This is a genomic window from Bacteroides sp. MSK.20.12, from assembly GCF_019052435.1.
Lineage (GTDB): Bacteria > Bacteroidota > Bacteroidia > Bacteroidales > Bacteroidaceae > Bacteroides > Bacteroides xylanisolvens.
Genome location: NZ_JAHQVH010000111.1, coordinates 1 through 470, shown reverse-complemented (window position 1 = coordinate 470; position 470 = coordinate 1). Strand labels below are relative to the sequence as shown.

At 38.1% G+C, this 470-nt stretch carries 1 protein-coding gene; it reads right to left on the bottom strand.

Translation table 11 applies throughout. From position 1 onward, the window contains the following. A partial coding sequence (locus KTR06_RS24370; RefSeq protein ID WP_217290899.1) for an AAA family ATPase occupies positions 1 to 389 on the bottom strand: 389 nt, incomplete at its 3' end. Positions 390 to 470 lie beyond the last annotated feature (81 nt).

The following is a 470-nucleotide window of genomic DNA, read 5'->3' as shown; positions in this document are numbered from 1 at the left end:
GCGTAGACATCGCAGAAGAAATTGAATTCTGTGTTGCAATGTGCGTCCAATGATTGCCGATAACTATTTAATTCGGCATTAACTACGGCAAAGTTTAGATAAATGATGAGATATGAATTTCGTTCGGGAGTGGGATGCTTTCCTATGTACAGGTCGCCATACCATTTCTCAAACTTGTCCGCTTCTAATATGTTATAATAATGTCGGAGCATGGAGATCGTTAAGCTCTTTCCGAACCTTCGCGGGCGAATGTAAAAGAAATACTTGTTCGCGTTCTCTATGAGAGGGATATAATGTGTCTTGTCCACGTAATAACAGTCGTCTTCGCGGACATCGATAAAGTTCATCATTCCATACGGAATACGTTTGCGCTTTACTGGTTGGTTCATAACTCTTTCATTTTCTCACAAAAGTAACAATAAAAAATGAATATTGATGGATGGCAGTTATATAAATGATAGAATATCTTT